This window comes from Mycobacterium sp. (assembly GCF_049585075.1).
Taxonomy (GTDB): Bacteria; Actinomycetota; Actinomycetes; order Mycobacteriales; family Mycobacteriaceae; genus Mycobacterium.
The window spans coordinates 1-14,619 of the sequence record NZ_JBAUZA010000008.1 but is presented as its reverse complement, the minus strand read 5'-3'; the positions used below and the strand labels follow the sequence as shown (position 1 = coordinate 14,619).

Here is a 14,619-nt window from a genome sequence, read left to right as displayed (position 1 = left end):
GGGGTACTCGGCACGGCAATCATGGTGTCATGGCCGCTGAAGGCCCCTGAACGGGGTGTTTACCGGAGGTGACACCGTCGTTGGGCACACGTACCGGGCAGTACGTAGACTGCGACATTGTGTCCTTCGCCGATGCCACGATCGCGCGGTTACCGCAGCTGGTCCGTCCTTACGCCGAACGCCATCACGAACTGATCAAGTTCGCGATCGTCGGCGGCACCACATTCATCATCGACTCGGCGATCTTCTACACCCTCAAGCTGACGATCTTGGAGCCCAAGCCGGTGACCGCCAAGGTCATCTCCGGCGTCATCGCGGTGATCGCGTCCTACATCCTGAACAGGGAGTGGAGCTTCCGGGACCGCGGGGGACGGGAGCGTCACCACGAGGCGTTGCTGTTCTTTGCGTTCAGCGGGGTAGGCGTGCTGCTGAGCATGGCGCCGCTGTGGATCTCCAGCTACGTCTTGCAGCTGCGCGTGCCGACGGTGTCACTGACGGTGGAAAACGTCGCCGACTTCATCTCGGCCTACATCATCGGCAACCTGCTGCAGATGGCATTCCGCTTCTGGGCGTTCCGGCGGTGGGTGTTCCCCGACGAATTCGGCCGCAGCCAGGAACAGGCGCTGGAGTCGGCCCTTACCGCCGGCGGGATCGCCGAGGTCCTCGAGGACAACTACGAAGGAGGCGGCTTGCAGAGGGGGAATGTCACGCTGCTGCGGGCTTGGCGGTCGCGCCGCAACCGGGTGGCTCAGCTCGGCGATTCCTCGGACCCCAGGGTGTCGAAAACCTCGTGATACAGCAGCGCGTGGACTTGTTCCACGCGCGGAATGTCGTAGAACTCCAACGGATCTTGTGATGCCGACTCGACGATCAGCGTCCCGGTGCGCAATATTCGGTCGATCAGCCGATGCCGGAACTCCACGCTGTTGATCCGGGCCAGCGGGATGTCGATCCCGCTGCGGCCCAACACGCCGTGCCGGAACATCACTCGCCGGTCGGTGATCACGAAATGCGTTGTCAGCCAATTGAGGAACGGCCAGAGCGTCAGCCAGCCGATGATGATCAGCCAGACCGCGCCGATGACGGCGAAGATGATTTTTTTAGCGTTCGAATCCCAGTTGGTGCTGTTGACGACCGCGGAGCCGAACGATGCAGCCGCACTGGCCAGGATGAGCACGACGACCGGCCAGAACAGTCGCTTCCAATGCGGATGTCGGTGCAAGACGACCTGTTCGTCGCCGGCGAGCACGTTGTCGGGGTAGCCCACGCTGGCACTTTAATCGCTGGGACGTAGATGCGTGACGTCTCCGGCCGAGATCGCCACGGTTTGACCACCGGTGTCGACGCACAGCCGGCCCGTCTCGTCGATGGCGTGCGCAGTGCCCACCACTTCCCGATCACCGGGCAGGATGGCCCGCACCCGTGACCCCAGGGTCAGGCTGTAGCGCTGATAATCGGCAACCAGCGCCGCGTCGGCGCCGCCGGCGCTGCGCCAAGCATCGATGCGGATTGCCAATTCGCCAAGAATTTTGCGCGCCAACGTGTTTCGATCGGTCGCCGATGACCCCAACATCAGCAGCGAGGTTGCCGCCGGATCCGGCGCTTCTTCGGCGGTCAGCGTTACGTTGAGCCCCAACCCGAGCACGATCACAGGCGCCGGCGCCGCAACCTCGGCCAGGATCCCGGCCAGCTTGCCGCCATCGACCAGCACGTCGTTCGGCCACTTGAGACCTGGCGCCACGCCGCACACCGTGGTTAGCGCGTCGGCCACCGCCACACCGGTGGCCAGCGGCAACCATCCCCAGCTCGACCGGGGCACCGATGCCGCGGCCACGCCAACCGACAGCGCGATCTGCGCGCGCGGCGGCGCCGACCAAACTCGCCCGTGCCGGCCACGCCCCGCGTTCTGGTATTCGGCGAGCAATACCGATCCGTCGATATCGGCGCCGCCCTCCGCCCGCGCGATCAGATCGGCGTTGGTGGAGCCGGTTTCGGCGACCACGTCCAGTTGCCGCCACGGCCCGCCCGCCCCGACCAGACCGTCGCGCAGCGCCGCCTCGTCCAACTGCGGCCGTAATTGCTCAGCCATCGGCGTTCAGCGTACGGTGCCGCGGCCAGGTGGTTGTGCGTTCGTCATCGGTGGGCAAGACTCAGATACGTCTTGCCGCCGAGGAGGTGGTCCTGTGGTGCTAACCGATTCCGTCAAAGCCACGAGCGACGAAGCCGCCCGACTGTGGGTGGAGTCTTACCAGGGCGAAGTTTTGGGCGAGGCATATTTCGCCGGGATGGCCGAGCGCATCACCGATCCGGCTCTGCGCGAGAAGATCAACCTGTTGACGTGCCTTGAGCGCAGCACCAAAGAACTCCTGGAGCCTGTGATCAGGCGCTTAGGAATATCCGCGGAGCCCGATCAGGCCATGCTCGACGCCGCGGGCAACGTCACCGACGTCGAGTACCTGCCCATGTTGAAAGCCTTCGTCGCGGCGGCCGCGGAGTACCTAGGTCGTTACACGCGGCTGCGCTCGCTGGTCGAGCCTCCCGACGGCGCCATCGTCGATCAGCTGATCGCCCACGAACTCGCGTTCGAGCTGTTCGCTCGCCGCGAGCTGGCCGGAGACAACGACGACCCGACCGAGCCGATTCGTGCGCTCAGCCATGTGACCTGCTGATCAGCGGATCCGTGAGCGCCGGCGGCGCGTGATTGGGATCGCAATATAAGGGACCGCTAAGATCGGCGCCATGACAAGCGTTTCCGAGAGCCATGTCGAGGCCAAGGCCGAGCACGAGATCGACATCCACACCACCGCCGGCAAGCTGGCCGAACTGCGCAAGCGGTCCGAGGAGACGCTGCACCCCGTCGGCGAGGCCGCGGTCGACAAGGTGCACGCCAAGGGCAAGCTGACCGCGCGCGAGCGCATCTACGCCCTGCTCGACGAGGGGTCGTTCGTCGAGCTCGACGCGTTGGCCCGGCATCGCAGCACCAACTTCGGGCTGAACGAGAAGCGTCCGCTCGGCGACGGTGTGGTCACCGGCTACGGCACCATCGACGGCCGCGATGTCTGCATCTTCAGCCAGGACGTCACGGTGTTCGGCGGCAGCCTCGGCGAGGTCTACGGCGAGAAGATCGTCAAGGTCCAAGAGCTGGCGACCAAGACCGGCCGGCCGCTGATCGGCATCAACGACGGCGCGGGCGCCCGCATCCAGGAGGGTGTCGTCTCGCTGGGCCTCTACAGCCAGATCTTCCGCAACAACATCCTGGCCTCGGGCGTCATCCCGCAGATCTCGCTGATCATGGGCGCCGCCGCCGGCGGGCACGTCTACTCCCCGGCGCTCACCGACTTCGTCGTGATGGTCGACCAGACCAGCCAGATGTTCATCACCGGTCCGGACGTCATCAAGACCGTCACCGGCGAGGACGTGACGATGGAGGAGCTGGGCGGTGCCCACACTCACATGGCCAAGTCCGGCACCGCACACTATGTCGCCTCCGGTGAGCAAGACGCCTTCGACTACGTCCGTGAACTGCTGAGCTACCTGCCGCCGAATAACTTCACCGACCCGCCGCGGATTGCCGTGCCGGTTCCCGACGGCGCGATCGAGGACAACCTCACCGACGAGGATCTCGAGCTCGACACCCTGATCCCGGACTCGGCCAACCAGCCGTACGACATGCACGAGGTGATCACCCGCATCCTCGACGACGACGAGTTCCTCGAGGTGCAGTCCGGTTACGCCCAGAACATCGTGATCGGTTTCGGTCGCGTCGACGGCCACCCGGTCGGGATCGTGGCCAACCAGCCCACCCATTTCGCCGGCTGCCTGGACATCGACGCCTCGGAGAAGGCGGCTCGATTCGTGCGGACCTGCGACTGCTTCAACATTCCGATCGTCATGCTGGTGGACGTCCCGGGCTTCCTGCCGGGGACCGATCAGGAATACAACGGCATCATCCGCCGCGGAGCCAAGCTGCTGTACGCCTACGGCGAGGCCACCGTTCCCAAGATCACCGTCATCACCCGCAAGGCCTACGGCGGTGCCTACTGCGTGATGGGTTCCAAGGACATGGGCTGCGACGTCAACGTCGCCTGGCCGACCGCGCAGATCGCAGTGATGGGCGCGTCCGGCGCGGTCGGTTTCGTCTACCGTCAGCAGCTCGGCGATGCCGCGAAAAACGGCGAGGATGTTGATGCGCTTCGCTTGCAGCTGCAGCAGGAGTACGAGGACACCCTGGTCAACCCGTACATGGCGGCTGAGCGGGGCTACGTCGACGCGGTCATCCCGCCGTCGCACACCCGCGGCTACATCGCGACGGCGCTGCGGCTGCTGGAGCGCAAGATCGCTCAGATGCCGCCCAAGAAGCACGGGAACATTCCACTGTGAGCGGCGGGAGTGACGCGAACAATCCGGCTCCCGTGAGCGACGAGCACGAGGCCCACGAGCCGCACATCCAGGTGCTCAGCGGCAACCCGACCGACGAGGAGCTGGCCGCGCTGATCGCGGTGCTGGGTAGCGCCGTGGGCGGCCGGAGCGAGGCGCCGCCGCCGGAGCACAGCGGGTGGGGGCTACCCGTCGACAAACTGCGCTACCCGGTCTTCAGTTGGCAGACAATCACGCTGCTGGAACGGATCCACATGCGGCGATGACCCGACTCGTACTCGGGTCCGCTTCACCGGGCCGGCGCAAGGTGCTCCGGCAAGCCGGCATCGATCCACTGGTCGTGGTCTCCGGCCTCGACGAGGACGCGGTCATCGCCGCGTTGGGACCCGACAACGCCGCGGGTGATGTCGTCCGCATCCTGGCCCAGGCCAAGGCCGACCAGGTCGCCACCAGCCTCGACGACGCGATCGCCGCGGATTGCGTTGTCGTTGGCTGTGATTCGATGCTTTACATCGACGGCCAGCTGGTCGGCAAGCCGACATCAGCCGACGCGGCGCGAAGCCAGTGGCAGTCGATGGGCGGCCGGGTCGGGCAGCTCTACACTGGCCACTGTGTGGTCAGGCTGATCGATGGCAACGTCACTCAGCGTGTGTCCGAATCATCCGCTACCACAGTGCATTTCGCGAAACCAACCGCAGCAGACCTGGAAGCGTACATCGCCAGCGACGAACCGTTGGCCGTCGCCGGTGGATTTACCCTGGATGGGCTCGGCGGCTGGTTTGTCGACCGCATCGAGGGCGACCCGTCCAACGTCATCGGGCTGAGCCTGCCGCTGACCCGCGCACTCCTGCAACGGGTCGGCCTTTCGATCGCCGAGCTGTGGGCATGAACTGGGAGCCGCTATCCGACGGGTAGGCTCGCAGTGTGCCCTTAGCAGCAGATCCCAGCCCGACGCTAAGCGCCTACGCGCACCCGGAACGGCTGGTGACCCCCGACTGGCTGGCCGGCAACCTGGGTCAGCCGGGGCTGGCCATCGTCGAATCCGACGAGGATGTCCTGCTTTACGACGTCGGCCATATCCCCGGTGCGGTCAAGGTCGACTGGCATACCGACCTCAACGACCCACGGGTGCGCGACTACATCAACGGCGAGCAGTTCGCCGAATTGATGGACCGCAAAGGCATTTCCCGAGACGACACCGTGGTGATCTACGGAGACAAGAGCAATTGGTGGGCCGCGTACGCGCTGTGGGTCTTCACCTTGTTCGGCCACCCGGATGTGCGGCTGCTCAACGGCGGACGCGACCTGTGGATGTCCGAGGGACGCGACACCACGTTGGATGTTCCCACCAAAACCTCGACCGGCTATCCCGTCGTGCCACGCAACGACGCCCCGATCCGCGCCTTCAAAGACGACGTGCTGGCCATCCTGGGCGCTGAGCCGCTGATCGATGTGCGCTCGCCCGACGAATACACCGGCAAGCGCACGCACATGCCCGACTACCCCGAGGAAGGTGCGCTGCGCGCCGGCCATATCCCGACAGCGCAGTCGATTCCGTGGGGCAAGGCCGCCGACGACAGTGGCCGGTTCCGCAGCCGCCAGGAGCTGCAACAGCTCTACGGGTTCATCGACCCGGACGACAAAACGATCGTCTATTGCCGCATCGGCGAGCGGTCCAGCCACACCTGGTTTGTGCTGACACATCTGCTCGGCATCCCCGGCGTGCGCAACTACGACGGCTCCTGGACCGAATGGGGCAACACCGTGCGCGTCCCGATCGTCGCGGGCGAAAGCCCGGGAGCGGTGCCGGTCTGATGAGCATGCCCGCGCCGCTGGCCGAGGTGGTGTCCGACTTCAGCGAAGTTCAGGGCCAGGACAAGCTCAAGCTATTGCTGGAATTCGCTAACGACCTTCCGGCGTTGCCTGCCGATCTGGAAGAGGCGGCGATGGAGCCGGTGCCCGAGTGCCAATCGCCGGTGTTCCTGCACATCGACGCCAGCGACGTCAACCGGGTGCGGCTGCACTTCAGCGCTCCGCCCGAAGCGCCCACCACGCGCGGTTTCGCGTCGATACTGGCCGCCGGCCTCGACGAACAGCCTGTCGCCGACATCCTGGCGGTGCCGGAGGATTTCTACACCGAGCTTGGCCTCGCCGCGTTGGTCAGCCCGCTGCGGCTGCGTGGCATGTCGGGCATGCTGGCGCGGATCAAGCGACGGCTGCGCGAGTCCGGCTGAAGTAGACACCGGGTCGTATCGCTCACGGCGCGGCGCTTAAACTTCCCCCGACACGACTTGTAAGAATTTCTCTTAGACAACGTGAGAAGTCTTCAGCCCTACAGGAGGCGCAGTGCCTAGTCACGCCAGCTCGACGATCTCCAAGGTTCTTGTCGCCAATCGCGGTGAGATCGCGGTCCGGGTGATCCGCGCGGCCAAAGATGCCGGTCTGCCCAGCGTGGCGGTGTACGCCGAGCCCGATGCCGACGCTCCTCACGTGAAGCTGGCCGACGAGGCGTTCGCCCTAGGGGGTCAGACCTCGGCGGAGTCCTACCTGGACTTCGGCAAGCTCCTGGAGGCCGCCGAGAAGTCCGGCGCCAACGCGATCCACCCTGGCTACGGCTTCCTGTCGGAGAACGCCGACTTCGCCCAGGCCGTGATCGACGCCGGGCTGATCTGGATCGGGCCCAGCCCGCAGTCGATCCGCGATCTCGGCGACAAGGTCACCGCACGCCATATCGCCGCCCGCGCGCAGGCCCCGCTGGTGCCCGGCACTCCCGACCCGGTGAAGGACGCCGACGAGGTGGTCGCCTTCGCCAAGGAATACGGCGTGCCGATCGCGATCAAGGCGGCCTTCGGCGGCGGTGGCCGCGGCATGAAGGTGGCCCGCACGCTCGAGGAGATCCCCGAGCTGTTCGAGTCGGCGACCCGCGAGGCGGTCGCGGCGTTCGGCCGCGGCGAGTGCTTCGTCGAGCGCTACCTGGACAAGCCCCGCCACGTCGAGGCCCAGGTGATCGCCGACCAGCACGGCAACGTCGTCGTCGCCGGAACCCGTGACTGCTCGCTGCAGCGCCGCTTCCAGAAGCTGGTCGAAGAGGCGCCGGCGCCGTTCCTGACCGACGCGCAGCGCAAGGAGATCCACGAGTCGGCCAAGCGGATCTGCAAAGAGGCGCACTACCACGGCGCCGGGACCGTCGAATACCTGGTCGGCCAGGACGGCCTGATCTCGTTCCTTGAGGTCAACACCCGTCTGCAGGTCGAACACCCGGTCACCGAGGAGACCGCCGGCATCGACCTGGTGCTGCAGCAGTTCAAGATCGCAAACGGCGAGAAGCTCGACATCACCGAGGACCCGACGCCGCGCGGGCATGCCATCGAGTTCCGGATCAACGGCGAGGACGCCGGCCGCGGCTTCCTGCCCGCGCCCGGCCCGGTCACCCGGTACGACATCCCCACCGGGCCCGGTGTACGGCTGGACTCCGGTGTCGAAGCCGGTTCGGTGATCGGCGGCCAGTTCGACTCGATGCTCTCCAAGCTGATCGTGTACGGCGCCGACCGGCAGGAGGCATTACGACGGGCGCGCCGTGCTCTTGCCGAGTTCCACGTCGAAGGACTGGCCACGGTTATCCCGTTCCACCGCGCGGTGGTATCGGACCCGGCGTTCATCGGCGACGACAACGGATTCTCGGTGCACACCCGCTGGATCGAGACCGAGTGGAACAACACCATCGAACCGTTCACCGGCGGCGAGCCGCTCGACGAAGACGACGCCCGGCCGCGGCAGAAAGTTGTGGTTGAGGTCGGCGGCCGACGGGTTGAAGTTTCACTGCCCGGTGATCTGGCCCTGTCTAACGGCGGTGACCCTTCGGTTACCGGTGTGATCAGGAAGAAGCCGAAGCCGCGCAAGCGCGGCGCGCTGGCCGGCGCGGGGGCGTCGGGCGACGCCGTGACCGCACCGATGCAGGGCACCGTGGTGAAGGTCGCCGTCGAGGAGGGCCAGGAGGTCAGCGCCGGCGATCTGGTGGTGGTGCTGGAAGCGATGAAGATGGAAAACCCCGTCACCGCACACAAAGACGGCACCATTACCGGGCTGGCCGTCGAGGCGGGCGCCGCAATCACCCAGGGCACGGTCCTCGCCGAGATCAAGTAGCGGACCATCGACCTTGTCGAGATCAACGCCGGGCAGTGGTATCTGCGCGCACTGCGCGCCGACAGCCGCATCGACGATCGTCCTGCGCTCGCCGAGCTGGGGGAAGTTGACCCGGAGTACGTCGCGCGCCGTGCCGCATTGTGGTCGGCGGATACCAGCTACTCGTGGGCGGTATGCGAGGTGACGACGGGTGAGTTGCTGGCAGAAGTGACGCTCGACCCGGACACCGGCGAGATCGCCACCCGAGCCCGCGCCGGGCAGGCCGTGGCCGCAGCCGCAGCCACCGAATCGGTGCAGCGATTCGGTGCTGAACTGGGTTTCTTAGAAGGGATCGGAAGGTCACCTAAAGATGTTTGTAGCCCCAGTGCAGCCGGAGTAGTGTTCGAAGAAGGTTGAGTTCACAGCCGCCCGGAACAGCGTTAATTGACGTAGAGGGAGGCTCGTTCTCCCGGCCTCTCTCCGCGCGCGGCCTACCCGCTTGACGTGATCCTTCAGCAACTTTGCTTGACGACTGATGGAGTCACCCCAATGTTTCCCACCAGAACAAAATCTGCGTCCCCGGTTTGCGGGACCGATCCCCCGATCCCCGCAGAGCCATGGGAAAACCACAGCGCACGCTTCACCGCCGAGTGGGGCCCGTCGTTCGTGGTAATCACCGCGCACGGTGAGCTCGACGCATCCAATGCCAATCAGCTCGCCGACTATGTTCAGCTCTGCGCGGCCCATCGCAAGTCGGTGCTCTTGAACTTGAGCGGCCTGAAATTCTTTGGAACTGCGGGCTTTTCGGCCCTGCACACCATCAACGTCCGATGCGCGGGCGCTGACGTGCGCTGGGCCGTCGTGCCAAGTAAGGCCGTCACCCGGTTGCTGCGGATTTGCGACCCGGACCACGCCCTGCCGCTGGCAGATTCGGCGCCGGACATTCTGAACGACGACGAACAGCCGCGCCGGCTACTCCAGCTCGTCCCGCAGCCGCGCTAGCGACTTAGCGAGCAACCGCGAGACGTGCATCTGCGAAATGCCGACTCGCTCGGCGATCTGTGTCTGCGTCATCGACTCAAAGAACCTGAGTACCAACACAGTTCGTTCCCGCTCCGGCAGGCCGTCGAGTAGCGGACGTAACGCTTCGCGGTTCTCGATCCGCTCGAGACCGGCATCCACATCGCCGAGCGTGTCGGCGATGGCTCGGGCGTCGTCATCACCACTGCTGGCGCCACTATCAATGGACAGCGTGTTGTAGGAGCTACCGGCCACCAAGCCCTCGATGACCTCCGTGCGATCCATATCGAGTTCCACGGCGAGCTCGGATGCGGTCGGCGCTCGGCCCAGCCGTTGGGAAAGATCGGCGGTTGCCGTCCCAAGCCGCAAGTGCAGTTCTTTTAAACGCCGCGGGACCTTGACCGACCAGCTGTTGTCCCGGAAATGCCGACGGACCTCTCCCATGATCGTGGGCACCGCAAAAGAGACGAAGTCGGAGCCGGCGTCGACGTCGAAGCGGGCAACGGCGTTGACCAGCCCGACGCGCGCCACCTGAACCAAGTCGTCCCGTGGTTCGCCCCGGCCTTCGAAGCGGCGGGCGATGTGATCGGCCAACGGCAGGCACCGCTCGACGATCTTGTCCCGATGGCGCTGAAATTCCGGCGAGCCGCCGTCGAGCGTGGCCAACTCACGGAACATGTCCGGAACGTCAGCGTATTCATTGGGACGAGATGCAGAACCGCCGACAGCTCGCGCTGTCACGTGTGAGAGCCCGCCCGCCGGGTCGTCAGGATGACGCCGAAGACGCCGCGCCCGCCATCAGGTTCGTGACCGTCGTGGAAAGTCTGGACGTCGTCGGTCAGCGATGTCAGCACATGCCAGCTGAAGCTGCCCGGCGTCACCACGTCGTAGTTGTCACACGCCGCCGACGCCTCGACCACCAATTCGCCGTCGCGCGGATCGACCACAACGGCCAGCGTGGCATCCGGCACCGCTGAGCGGATCAAGCGGGTGCACACCTCGTCGACCGCCAGGCGTAGGTCGGCAACTGCGTCGAAATCGAGATCCTCAAAGGTGCCGACCGCCCCGACCAACGTGCGCAGTACCGCCAGATTCTCCAGCCGCGCAGCAACTCGCAGTTCGATCGCGCGGTCGCCGCGTTGCTGGTTCGTATCTTGTTTTTCAGCAGCGGTCATCGGGCCTCCCGGCAGTATTCGAGTGACACTACCCTTGGGCTCTAGCCGGTTAGCCACGATCGCCGCCGGGTATTAGGTAGCCCATAAGCCAATGCTCGGGTGACCGGGAAACCGAGGCAGGGACGGGCATCAAAAAGCTCATCATGGTGTACAGCTGATACCCACTAACCTCGGCGAATAACCCCGCTCGTATCAAGCCGAAGGTGAAGCCTCATGGACGATCGCGACCGCTTTTCCGACGAGACCCCTGTCGCCGACGCCGTCGAGCAAGACCAGGAAGCCGCGCCGGAACCCACCGCCCCTGATCGGGAAATACCGCCAGTAGAGGCGGACGCATCTGACTGGCAGGAACAGCACCAGGAGATCACCGGCCCCGACGACGACCGCGATGAGTACCGCGATGAGTACCGCGATTAGCGACTCGAATGCTGCTGCGGGCCTCGGCTTGTCAGCTTGCGGGGCGTTGGCGCGGCACGTCGGGGTGTGCGTCGTACCAACGGTCTTCGACTCTGCGCACTCGCCGATGCTCGGCCGCCAGCCATACCAGCCCGAAGGTCATCGCCGCGACGGCGACCACACCTGTCGTCATGCCCTGGCTAGGGTGCCCGGTCCCGAATGCCGCCAGACAACCCACGACGGCGATAACGCCCGCCACGATTAATAGATAGCCGGGCCAGCGCAACACATCGATCATCGACTCGCCTGCGTGTGACCGTGTCGTCCGCACATGGTCGACGGGGTCACGATAGGTATCACCCATGATTGCGTCCCCTCTCCCAGCCCTTTGGGCCGTGCCTACCACGTTAGAACGCGCAAAGACGGCGCGAAAGTACTTGCCAAAAGTCCGGTCAACCAGCCAGAACGGGTCCGGCGATGGTAGGCAGACCCATGGTGAGCGTCACCAGCATCAGCATCAAAAGAAACCACCCGGCGCCCTGCCAGGCCCACCAGATTCCGCCGTCGCGCCAGATGCGGTAGGTGCGCAGAAATGCTCGACAGCCCGCGCCGAACAAGATGAGCGGTGCGCCAACGGCCAGGATCGTCAATTGAGGCGCGCCACACGCGACCGTGTCGATCGCCATCGCACCCTTGCAGGTGCTGGCCCACAGTGCGGCCACGACGAGAAAGGCCAGCCCTGCGATCGCGGCTAGAACCGCGAACCGCGCGGCGGCTTGCACCTCGTTGTCCTCATGGCCGAGGCGGTCACCACCTGGGCTTTGATGCTGTGTCTGCATCCTGAACCTCTATCCTGCGTGCGGCTCATAGCGCGCCACCATTATCACGCGCCGTCACGCGTGCCACACCCGTATTCCCCCGAATGAGGCAGCGGTAAACACGCAGGCGTTGCCCGACGGGACGCCGGAAAAGCATCGGTTGCCGCGGGTTGGATTATTGACGAACGCGTCGGCAAAACATGTTTGCAGAGGCTTCCTGAGCGTTGACGGCCTGCGCGAAGGATCGACAAGTACCATCTGCTCTATGCGAACGCCCCGGCGCCGGTTATCTCCGGACGACCGCCGTGCCGAGTTGCTGGCGCTCGGCGCGGAAGTCTTCGGTAAACGACCCTACGACGAAGTACGAATCGACGAGATCGCCGAGCGTGCCGGCGTGTCCCGCGCGCTGATGTATCACTACTTCCCGGACAAGCGGGCGTTCTTCGCCGCCGTCGTCAAGGGACAGGCTGACCAGCTGTTCGAGACCACCAACGCTCTGCCGTCACCCGGCCAGTCGCTGTTCGAGGAAACCCGGGACGGCGTCTATGCCTACATGCAGTACCACCAGGAGCACCCGCACGCCGCCTGGGCTGCATACGTCGGCCTCGGTCGCTCCGATCCGGTCTTACTCGGCATCGACGACGAGGCCAAGGATCGGCAGATGGAACACATCATGAGCCGCATCATCGAAGTCGACGGCTCGGGCCGTGAGCTGCCGCCCGAGGTGGAGCGCGACCTGCGCATCGTCGTCCATGGTTGGCTGGCGCTGACCTTCGAGGTGTGCCGGCAGCGGATCATGCATCCCGAGACCGACGCAGGGCAGCTGAGCGAAACCTGCGCTCATGCGCTGCTCGACGCGATCATCCGGGTTAATGGGATTCCCGAGAACCTTGCCAAGGGGGTCGGGCCCGACCAGCGCGTGACAACCAAGCTGCCGAACTTGTCGTAGCTCGTTGCCATTATGGCTAGGTGAGCACCGTCCCCGCCGATCCACTCGCGCCGTTCAGTGTCGTCACCCGGGATTGGTTCGCCGGTACCTTCGCTGCGCCTACCGCGGCTCAGGCCGACGCCTGGGCGGCGATCGCCGATGGCCATAACACCCTGGTCATTGCGCCGACCGGTTCGGGTAAGACGCTGGCGGCGTTTTTGTGGGCGATAGACAGACTCGCCGCATCATCGGTCGAGCGAATGCCCGGCACCCGGGTTCTGTACGTATCGCCGCTAAAGGCCTTGGCCGTCGATGTCGAGCGCAACCTGCGCACCCCACTAGCGGGAATGACCCGGGTCGCCGAACGGCGCAATCTCCCGCCACCGGAGATCACCGTCGGGGTGCGATCGGGTGACACCCCGCCCGCGCAGCGTCGTCAGCTGATCGCCCGGCCGCCGGATGTATTGATCACCACGCCGGAATCGCTGTTCTTGATGCTGACCTCGGCGGCGCGGGAGACCCTGGCCGGCGTGCAAACCGTGATCGTCGACGAGATCCACGCCATCGCCGGCACCAAGCGGGGCGCGCACCTGGCGCTGTCGTTGGAGCGGCTCGATGCCATGTTGCAGGCACCCGCGCAGCGCATCGGCCTATCGGCGACGGTGCGCCCGCCCGAGGAGGTGGCCCGGTATTTATCCGGCGGCTCACCGACGACCATCGTGGCGCCCGCGGCGGCGAAGACCTTCGAGCTGACTGTGCAGGTGCCTGTCCCCGACATGGCCAACCTGGCGGACAACACAATCTGGCCCGATGTGGAGGCACGGCTGGTTGACCTCGTCGAAGCGCACAACTCGACGATCGTATTCGCCAACTCACGGCGGCTTGCCGAGCGACTAACCGCCCGGCTCAACGAGATTCACGCCGAACGCTCCGGTGTGGAGCTGTCGGCTGATGCCAACCCGCGGGTTGCCGGCGGCGCGCCGGCCCACCTGTTGGGCAGCGGGCAGACTTACGGCGCCCCAACCGTATTGGCCCGTGCCCACCACGGCTCGGTCAGCAAAGAACAGCGCGCGATTGTCGAAGAGGAGCTCAAATCCGGGCGGTTGAAGGCGGTGGTAGCGACCTCGAGCTTGGAACTGGGCATCGACATGGGCGCCGTCGACCTGGTCATCCAGGTGGAGGCGCCGCCGTCGGTGGCCAGTGGCCTGCAGCGCATCGGCCGCGCCGGACACCAGGTTGGCGAGATCTCCCAAGGGGTGCTGTTCCCCAAACACCGCACCGATCTGATCGGCTGCGCGGTAACCGTGCAGCGGATGCTCACCGGTCAGATCGAGACGATGCGGGTGCCCACCAACCCGCTCGACATACTCGCCCAGCACACCGTGGCCGCCGCAGCGCTGGAACCGCTCGACGTCGACCGCTGGTTCGACACCGTACGACGCAGTGCGCCGTTCGCGACGCTGCCGCACAGCGCATTTGAGGCCACGCTGGATCTGCTGTCCGGCAAGTATCCGTCAACCGAGTTCGCCGAGCTACGGCCGCGGCTGGTTTACGACCGGGACACCGGTACCGTCACGGCACGCCCCGGCGCGCAGCGGCTGGCGGTCACCTCGGGCGGCGCGATCCCGGACCGCGGCCTGTTCACCGTGTACTTGGCCACTGATTCCGAAAAACCTTCTCGGGTAGGCGAACTCGACGAGGAGATGGTCTACGAGTCCCGGCCGGGCGACGTCATCTCGTTGGGAGCCACCAGCTGGCGGATCACCGAGATCACCCACGACCG

Annotated in this window: 19 protein-coding genes; 13 read left to right on the top strand and 6 right to left on the bottom strand. The window is 65.6% G+C overall.

Annotation, left to right across the window (positions count from 1 at the left end; translation table 11 throughout):
• Positions 1 to 119: 119 nt before the first annotated feature.
• Complete coding sequence (locus WB785_RS00395) at positions 120 to 794, top strand: GtrA family protein (protein WP_424076726.1); 675 nt, start codon at positions 120 to 122, stop codon at positions 792 to 794.
• Here WB785_RS00395 and WB785_RS00390 read toward each other — a convergent pair.
• Both WB785_RS00390 and WB785_RS00385 read right to left on the bottom strand, forming a co-directional pair.
• Positions 749 to 1,267 carry a PH domain-containing protein gene (locus WB785_RS00390; protein ID WP_424076725.1) on the bottom strand — a complete coding sequence of 173 codons (519 nt, stop codon included), beginning with the start codon at positions 1,265 to 1,267 and terminating at the stop codon, positions 749 to 751. The two genes, WB785_RS00395 and WB785_RS00390, sit on opposite strands and share 46 nt — an antisense overlap.
• A gap of 9 nt (positions 1,268 to 1,276) precedes the next feature.
• Positions 1,277 to 2,089, bottom strand: coding sequence for a biotin--[acetyl-CoA-carboxylase] ligase (locus WB785_RS00385; protein WP_424076724.1), 813 nt, complete (start codon positions 2,087 to 2,089; stop codon positions 1,277 to 1,279).
• A gap of 97 nt (positions 2,090 to 2,186) precedes the next feature.
• Here WB785_RS00385 and WB785_RS00380 point away from each other — a divergent pair, with 97 nt between their 5' ends.
• The 9 genes from WB785_RS00380 to WB785_RS00340 all read left to right on the top strand — a co-directional run bounded on the left by WB785_RS00380 (position 2,187) and on the right by WB785_RS00340 (position 9,501).
• A complete protein-coding gene (locus WB785_RS00380; protein WP_424076723.1) occupies positions 2,187 to 2,669 on the top strand; it encodes a hypothetical protein in 483 nt (160 codons plus the stop codon).
• Between the two features lie 70 nt (positions 2,670 to 2,739).
• Entirely contained in the window at positions 2,740 to 4,380 is a 1,641-nt protein-coding gene (locus tag WB785_RS00375) for an acyl-CoA carboxylase subunit beta (protein ID WP_424076722.1), read from the top strand.
• Positions 4,381 to 4,412: 32 nt separating this feature from the next.
• Positions 4,413 to 4,643 carry an acyl-CoA carboxylase subunit epsilon gene (locus tag WB785_RS00370; RefSeq protein WP_424076721.1) on the top strand — a complete coding sequence of 77 codons (231 nt, stop codon included), beginning with the start codon at positions 4,413 to 4,415 and terminating at the stop codon, positions 4,641 to 4,643.
• Complete coding sequence (locus tag WB785_RS00365; RefSeq protein WP_424076720.1) at positions 4,640 to 5,266, top strand: Maf family protein; 627 nt, start codon at positions 4,640 to 4,642, stop codon at positions 5,264 to 5,266. Before WB785_RS00370 ends, WB785_RS00365 begins: the two co-directional genes overlap by 4 nt.
• Positions 5,267 to 5,301: 35 nt before the next feature.
• Positions 5,302 to 6,192 carry a sulfurtransferase gene (locus WB785_RS00360; RefSeq protein ID WP_424076719.1) on the top strand — a complete coding sequence of 297 codons (891 nt, stop codon included), beginning with the start codon at positions 5,302 to 5,304 and terminating at the stop codon, positions 6,190 to 6,192.
• Positions 6,192 to 6,611 carry a SufE family protein gene (locus WB785_RS00355; RefSeq protein ID WP_424076718.1) on the top strand — a complete coding sequence of 140 codons (420 nt, stop codon included), beginning with the start codon at positions 6,192 to 6,194 and terminating at the stop codon, positions 6,609 to 6,611. Before WB785_RS00360 ends, WB785_RS00355 begins: the two co-directional genes overlap by 1 nt.
• Before the next feature lie 112 nt (positions 6,612 to 6,723).
• On the top strand, positions 6,724 to 8,520 hold the full coding sequence (locus WB785_RS00350) for an acetyl/propionyl/methylcrotonyl-CoA carboxylase subunit alpha (protein ID WP_424076717.1): 1,797 nt from the start codon (positions 6,724 to 6,726) through the stop codon (positions 8,518 to 8,520).
• A gap of 6 nt (positions 8,521 to 8,526) precedes the next feature.
• Positions 8,527 to 8,916, top strand: coding sequence for a hypothetical protein (locus tag WB785_RS00345; protein ID WP_424076727.1), 390 nt, complete (start codon positions 8,527 to 8,529; stop codon positions 8,914 to 8,916).
• Positions 8,917 to 9,048: 132 nt separating this feature from the next.
• Positions 9,049 to 9,501 carry an STAS domain-containing protein gene (locus WB785_RS00340; RefSeq protein ID WP_424076716.1) on the top strand — a complete coding sequence of 151 codons (453 nt, stop codon included), beginning with the start codon at positions 9,049 to 9,051 and terminating at the stop codon, positions 9,499 to 9,501.
• On the opposite strand, the gene WB785_RS00335 is transcribed toward WB785_RS00340, so the two are convergent.
• Together WB785_RS00335 and WB785_RS00330 are read right to left on the bottom strand one after the other, a co-directional pair.
• The gene (locus tag WB785_RS00335; protein ID WP_424076715.1) at positions 9,472 to 10,260 is read right to left on the bottom strand and encodes an RNA polymerase sigma factor SigF; all 789 of its coding nucleotides are present in this window, start codon (positions 10,258 to 10,260) and stop codon (positions 9,472 to 9,474) included. The two genes, WB785_RS00340 and WB785_RS00335, sit on opposite strands and share 30 nt — an antisense overlap.
• On the bottom strand, positions 10,257 to 10,694 hold the full coding sequence (locus WB785_RS00330) for an ATP-binding protein (protein WP_424076714.1): 438 nt from the start codon (positions 10,692 to 10,694) through the stop codon (positions 10,257 to 10,259). The genes WB785_RS00335 and WB785_RS00330 overlap by 4 nt, the downstream gene beginning before the upstream one ends.
• 213 nt (positions 10,695 to 10,907) lie before the next feature.
• On the opposite strand from WB785_RS00330, the gene WB785_RS00325 reads away from it, so the two are divergent.
• Positions 10,908 to 11,111: a hypothetical protein gene (locus WB785_RS00325; RefSeq protein ID WP_424076713.1), complete on the top strand. Its 204-nt coding sequence runs from the start codon at positions 10,908 to 10,910 to the stop codon at positions 11,109 to 11,111.
• A gap of 31 nt (positions 11,112 to 11,142) precedes the next feature.
• On the opposite strand, the gene usfY is transcribed toward WB785_RS00325, so the two are convergent.
• Together usfY and WB785_RS00315 are read right to left on the bottom strand one after the other, a co-directional pair.
• Positions 11,143 to 11,454 (bottom strand): protein UsfY, encoded by a 312-nt coding sequence (gene usfY, locus WB785_RS00320; protein WP_424076712.1) that lies wholly within the window; start codon positions 11,452 to 11,454, stop codon positions 11,143 to 11,145.
• An 88-nt stretch (positions 11,455 to 11,542) separates the two neighbouring features.
• On the bottom strand, positions 11,543 to 11,929 hold the full coding sequence (locus WB785_RS00315) for a hypothetical protein (RefSeq protein WP_424076711.1): 387 nt from the start codon (positions 11,927 to 11,929) through the stop codon (positions 11,543 to 11,545).
• 244 nt (positions 11,930 to 12,173) lie between these two features.
• Here WB785_RS00315 and WB785_RS00310 point away from each other — a divergent pair, with 244 nt between their 5' ends.
• Together WB785_RS00310 and WB785_RS00305 are read left to right on the top strand one after the other, a co-directional pair.
• On the top strand, positions 12,174 to 12,857 hold the full coding sequence (locus WB785_RS00310; protein WP_424076710.1) for a TetR/AcrR family transcriptional regulator: 684 nt from the start codon (positions 12,174 to 12,176) through the stop codon (positions 12,855 to 12,857).
• Between the two features lie 20 nt (positions 12,858 to 12,877).
• Positions 12,878 to 14,619 (top strand): DEAD/DEAH box helicase (locus WB785_RS00305; RefSeq protein WP_424076709.1); only part of this gene is annotated, 1,742 nt, incomplete at its 3' end.

What these genes read in the sequence shown, in the direction of transcription:
- WB785_RS00385 (WP_424076724.1), bottom strand. Translation starts at nt 2,089, where the DNA reads ATGGCTGAGCAATTACGGCCGCAGTTGGACGAGGCGGCGCTGCGCGAC.
- WB785_RS00375 (WP_424076722.1), top strand. Translation starts at nt 2,740, where the DNA reads ATGACAAGCGTTTCCGAGAGCCATGTCGAGGCCAAGGCCGAGCACGAG.
- WB785_RS00365 (WP_424076720.1), top strand. Translation starts at nt 4,640, where the DNA reads ATGACCCGACTCGTACTCGGGTCCGCTTCACCGGGCCGGCGCAAGGTG.
- WB785_RS00355 (WP_424076718.1), top strand. Translation starts at nt 6,192, where the DNA reads ATGAGCATGCCCGCGCCGCTGGCCGAGGTGGTGTCCGACTTCAGCGAA.
- WB785_RS00340 (WP_424076716.1), top strand. Translation starts at nt 9,049, where the DNA reads ATGTTTCCCACCAGAACAAAATCTGCGTCCCCGGTTTGCGGGACCGAT.
- WB785_RS00330 (WP_424076714.1), bottom strand. Translation starts at nt 10,694, where the DNA reads ATGACCGCTGCTGAAAAACAAGATACGAACCAGCAACGCGGCGACCGC.
- WB785_RS00325 (WP_424076713.1), top strand. Translation starts at nt 10,908, where the DNA reads ATGGACGATCGCGACCGCTTTTCCGACGAGACCCCTGTCGCCGACGCC.
- usfY (WP_424076712.1), bottom strand. Translation starts at nt 11,454, where the DNA reads ATGGGTGATACCTATCGTGACCCCGTCGACCATGTGCGGACGACACGG.
- WB785_RS00315 (WP_424076711.1), bottom strand. Translation starts at nt 11,929, where the DNA reads ATGCAGACACAGCATCAAAGCCCAGGTGGTGACCGCCTCGGCCATGAG.
- WB785_RS00310 (WP_424076710.1), top strand. Translation starts at nt 12,174, where the DNA reads ATGCGAACGCCCCGGCGCCGGTTATCTCCGGACGACCGCCGTGCCGAG.